General features: G+C 72.1%; 5 protein-coding genes. 4 read left to right on the top strand and 1 reads right to left on the bottom strand.

The window, feature by feature from the left end; translation table 11 throughout:
• Positions 1-172: 172 nt before the first annotated feature.
• Positions 173-1,081 (bottom strand): SOS response-associated peptidase, encoded by a 909-nt coding sequence (locus KD1_RS10370; RefSeq protein ID WP_068401549.1) that lies wholly within the window; start codon positions 1,079-1,081, stop codon positions 173-175.
• Positions 1,082-1,170: 89 nt separating this feature from the next.
• On the opposite strand from KD1_RS10370, the gene KD1_RS10365 reads away from it, so the two are divergent.
• From KD1_RS10365 to KD1_RS10350, 4 genes are all read left to right on the top strand, one after another.
• Complete coding sequence (locus tag KD1_RS10365; RefSeq protein ID WP_068401545.1) at positions 1,171-1,713, top strand: DoxX family protein; 543 nt, start codon at positions 1,171-1,173, stop codon at positions 1,711-1,713.
• On the top strand, positions 1,700-3,037 hold the full coding sequence (gene aroA, locus KD1_RS10360) for a 3-phosphoshikimate 1-carboxyvinyltransferase (RefSeq protein WP_068401541.1): 1,338 nt from the start codon (positions 1,700-1,702) through the stop codon (positions 3,035-3,037). The genes KD1_RS10365 and aroA overlap by 14 nt, the downstream gene beginning before the upstream one ends.
• The gene (rsgA, locus tag KD1_RS10355; protein WP_068401538.1) at positions 3,034-4,092 is read left to right on the top strand and encodes a ribosome small subunit-dependent GTPase A; all 1,059 of its coding nucleotides are present in this window, start codon (positions 3,034-3,036) and stop codon (positions 4,090-4,092) included. The genes aroA and rsgA overlap by 4 nt, the downstream gene beginning before the upstream one ends.
• Before the next feature lie 10 nt (positions 4,093-4,102).
• On the top strand, positions 4,103-4,473 hold a 371-nt coding region (locus KD1_RS10350; protein ID WP_370670754.1), incomplete at its 3' end, for an inositol monophosphatase family protein.

Genomic DNA, 4,473 nt, shown 5'->3' with positions numbered 1-4,473 from the left:
TGGAGGTCGCGGGCGCCGATGCCGCCGCCGGCCCCGTGGCCGAGCACGAGCGTGCCCGGTGTCGGGGTCGCGGCGTCGAGCTGCGCGCGGTGGAGGTGGAGCCGACAGGGTCCGTACGCGGTGTCGACCTCGTGCACCTCATCGCTCACCTGACCCCCCGGCCGCGTGATGCTCATCCGATCACCTCGCCGGTCATCGGGTCGACGACCCCGACGAGGTCGGCTTCCGCGACCGGATCGAGCAACCGCGCTCCGTTGTTGCGTACCGCGTTCACCGCGGTCGAGATCGGGTGGGCGACGAACCGCCCCGGCGCGTGCGGCTGCAGCAGCGCCTCGACGGCCCGGCGATCGGTGGTCTCCGGGTCGAGCCATTCAGCCCAGTCACCGCGCTCCAGCACCAGCGGTTGCCGATCGTGGATGCGGTCCAGGCCCGGTTCGGCGGCGGTCGTGATGATGCTGAACGACGTCACCCAGGCGTTCGGGTCCTCCGGCGGCACGGAGCGGTCGCGCCAGAACTCGTACAGTCCACCGAACGCGAGCGTGGCGCCGTCGGCGCGTGAGACCGCGAAGGGCTGTTTGCGGGGCTTGCCCTTGGCGTCGGTGGCCGTCGGCGAGACCTGCCACTCGTACCAGGCCCGCGCCGGCACGATCGCGCGCCGGGTCAGTGCGGCCTTGGTGAACGCCCGCTTCTCGAAGAGCGACTCGGCGCGGGCGTTGATCATGCGCAGCCCGACCTTGGGCGTGTCGGCCCACGAGGGCACCAACCCCCACGTCAGCAGGCGCAACTGCCGGATCGCCGTTTCCTCCCCCTTCCCCTCCACTTCCCCTCGCCGAGTGATGGATCCGCGTGGGCTATCGGACGGGATAGGGGACGCGGATCCATCATTCGACGGGTGGGGGCGGCGCGTCAGGACCACCGGCGCGAGCTTCGTCGGAGCCATGTTGTAGTCGGCGCCGGCCGGCGGGGGATCCTGCGGCGCGCTCAGGAGGGAGCGCACCGGGTCGGTGTGGTGGTCCTCGTCAACCTCGAACTCCTCAATGAGTTCATCGGGATTGGCCGTGGCTGCATATCGTCCGCACACCCTTTCACCCTACGGTGCCGGCCACCTCCCCCGGGCGTCGGCGGAAACGTCTACGGTATGAGGGCAACCAACCGAGCGAGGAGAACCGCATGTCCCTCATCCGCCGCGTGGCCCGACCGATGCTGGCCGCCATGTTCGTCGTGGGAGGTCTGGACCAGCTGCGCAACCCCGGCAGCAAGGTCGAGGGTGCCCGCCCGCTCGTGACCAAGCTGGCCGACGTCTCCGGCCAGGAGCCGGACGTCGAGCTCGCCGTGCGCGCCAACGGCACCGCCATGGTCCTCGGCGGAGCCCTGCTCGGCACCGGCTTCGCGCCGCGACTGGGGGCGACGATCCTCGTCGGCAGCCTGCTGCCCACGACGATCTCCGGCCACCCGTTCTGGTCGATCGACGACCCGCAGCAGCGCACGGTCCAGCGCATCCAGTTCCTCAAGAACACCGGTCTGCTCGGGGGTCTGCTCCTGGCCGTCGTCGACACCGAGGGCAAGCCCGGCCTGAAGTACCGCGCCGGCATGGTCAGCGACTCGGTGGAGCGCAACGTCAAGCAGACCCGCAAGGAGGCGCGGCGCGCGGCCAAGACGGCCCGCCGCGAGGCCAGACTTGCCGCGGCCCAGGCGCGCAATGCCATCAGCTGACTGGACCTCCCCGGTGGCACGAGGCCCGGTCGACGCGACCGTGGTGCTGCCGGGGAGCAAGAGCCTGACCAACCGGTACCTCGTGTTGGCCGCGCTGGCCACCGCCCCCTCCCGGATCCGGCGCCCGCTGCACTCGCGCGACACCCTGCTCATGGCGCAGGCGCTGCGTGATCTCGGCGCCGGGGTCGAGGACGCCACCTCGACCGGAGCGGGCGTCGCCGACTGGATCGTCACCCCGGCCACGCTGCGCGGTCACACGCGGATCGACGTGGGGCTGGCCGGCACGGTCATGCGATTCCTCCCGCCGGTCGCGGCGTTGGCCTCCGGCCCGGTCGAGTTCGACGGTGATCCGCAGGCGCGGGTCCGGCCGATGGGCCCGGTGCTGCAGGCACTGCGTGACCTGGGTGCCCAGGTCGACGATGGCGGTCGCGGCACGTTGCCCTTCACCGTCGGCGGTACCGGAGCGGTGCCCGGCGGCGAGGTCGTCATCGACGCCTCCGCGTCGAGCCAGTTCGTCTCCGCGCTCCTCCTCGCCGGGGCGCGCTTCGAGCACGGCGTGACCGTGCGCCACTCCGGAGCGCCGGTGCCGAGCCTGCCGCACATCGAGATGACCGTGGAGGTCGTGCGCGATGCCGGTGGCGTCGTCGACGACTCCGAGCCGAACGTGTGGCACGTCGAGCCGAGCAGCCTCAACGCCCTCGACGTGGCCGTCGAACCCGACCTGTCCAACGCCGGCGCGTTCCTGGCCGCGGCCCTGGTCACCGGCGGGCGGGTGCACGTGCCCGACTGGCCGCAGTGGACCACCCAGGCCGGCGATGCGCTGCGCGAGATCCTCACGCAGTTCGGCGCCATGGTGACGTTGGACCGCGCCGGGCTGACCGTCACCGGCAGCCGGGCGGGCGCGTACCCGGGTCTGGACATCGACCTGCACGACGTCGCCGAGCTCACCCCGGTCGTCGTGGCCCTGGCCGCGTTGGCCGATTCACCGAGCACGATCCGGGGCGTGGCGCACATCCGTGGGCACGAGACCGATCGGTTGGCGGCCCTGGCCACGGAGCTCAACCGCCTCGGCGGCGACGTCACGCAGACGCCGGACGGGCTGGTCATCCGCCCGAGGACGCTGCACGGCGGGCTGTTCCACACCTACGCCGACCACCGCATGGTCATGGCCGCCGCGGTGCTCGGGCTGGCCGTGCCCGGCGTCGTCGTGGAGGACGTGCAGACCGTGGCGAAGACGCTGCCGACCTTCGTCGACCTCTGGGCCGGGATGCTGGCCGGCACCGCGCAGACCTCCGCCGTCTCGGCCGGGGAGTCGCGTCGGTGAGCCGTCTGGCGGGGCGGTACGACGAGGACGATGTGCGGGTTCGCCCGAACCGTCGGGGGTCACGCCCCCGCTCGAAGGACCGCCCCGCCCACGAGGAGGCCGTGCCCGGTTTCGTCACCGCCGTCGACCGCGGCCGATGGACCGTGCTCGTCGAGGCCGCCGGCAAGGGAAGGAACGCCCAACCCGAACGCACCGTCACCGCCATGCGGGCCCGGGAACTCGGCCGCAAGGGGATCGTCGTCGGCGACCACGTCGGGCTCGTCGGCGACACCTCCGGCAGCCCCGACGCCCTGGCCCGGATCGTGCGGGTCGAGCCACGACGCTCCGTGCTGCGTCGCACCGCCGACGACACCGACGCCGTCGAGCGCGTCATCGTCGCGAACGCCGACCAGATGGTCATCGTCTCGGCGTTGGCCAACCCCGAGCCACGTCCGCGCCTCATCGACCGGTGTCTCGTGGCGGCCTACGACGCCGACCTCGATCCGCTGCTCGTGCTGACCAAGGCCGACCTCGTCGACCCGGCCGACTTCCTGGCCAACTACGCCCCGCTGGAGGTGCCGTACGTCGTCACCTCCAGCGACGACGACTTCTCCCTCGGCCTGGACGAACTGCGCGATCGGCTCACCGATCGGATCAGCGTCCTGGTCGGGCACTCGGGGGTCGGCAAGTCGACGCTCGTCAACGCGCTCGTGCCCGGCACCGACCGCGCCACCGGCGATGTCAACGATGTCACCGGGCGCGGTCGACACACGTCCACCTCGGCGGTCGCGCTGCCCCTGGCCAATGGCGGGTGGGTCATCGACACCCCGGGCGTGCGCAGTTTCGGGCTCGCCCACGTCGATCCGGATCGGATCATCGAGAACTTCCCCGACCTGAGCCCCGGCACCGCGAACTGCCCCCGCGGCTGCACCCACGACGAGGAGGAGTGTGCCCTCGACGCGTGGGTCGAGGGTGGCCATGCCGGCCCGGCCGGCCCGTCGCGGTTGGCCTCGCTGCGCCGTCTGCTCGCCAGTCGAACCGAGGGTCGCGAGGAGCACCGCCGCGAAGAGCGCTAGCGTGAGCGGCGTGACGACCCTCTACGACGACGACCTCCGTCTCGCCCACGTGCTTGCCGACGCCGCCGAGCGCGTGGCCATGGAACGGTTCCAGGCCGCTGACCTGCACGTCGAGACCAAGCCCGACCTCACGCTGGTCAGCGACGCCGACAAGGCCGTCGAGGAGTTGATCCGCGGCCAACTCAAGCGCACCCGCCCCCGCGACGCCATCGTCGGTGAGGAGTTCGATCCCACCGGAGCCTCGAACCGCCAGTGGATCATCGACCCGATCGACGGCACCCACAACTTCGTGCGCGGGGTGCCCGTCTGGGCGACGCTCATCTCCCTCGTCGTCGACGGCGATCCGGTCGTCGGGCTGGTCTCGGCGCCGGCCCTGGCCCG

Source organism: Kribbia dieselivorans NBRC 106261 (genome assembly GCF_001552435.1).
Lineage (GTDB): Bacteria > Actinomycetota > Actinomycetes > Actinomycetales > Dermatophilaceae > Kribbia > Kribbia dieselivorans.
This window is presented reverse-complemented; position numbering and strand designations above follow the sequence as displayed.

What these genes read in the sequence shown, in the direction of transcription:
- aroA (WP_068401541.1), top strand. Translation starts at nt 1,700, where the DNA reads ATGCCATCAGCTGACTGGACCTCCCCGGTGGCACGAGGCCCGGTCGAC.
- KD1_RS10365 (WP_068401545.1), top strand. Translation starts at nt 1,171, where the DNA reads ATGTCCCTCATCCGCCGCGTGGCCCGACCGATGCTGGCCGCCATGTTC.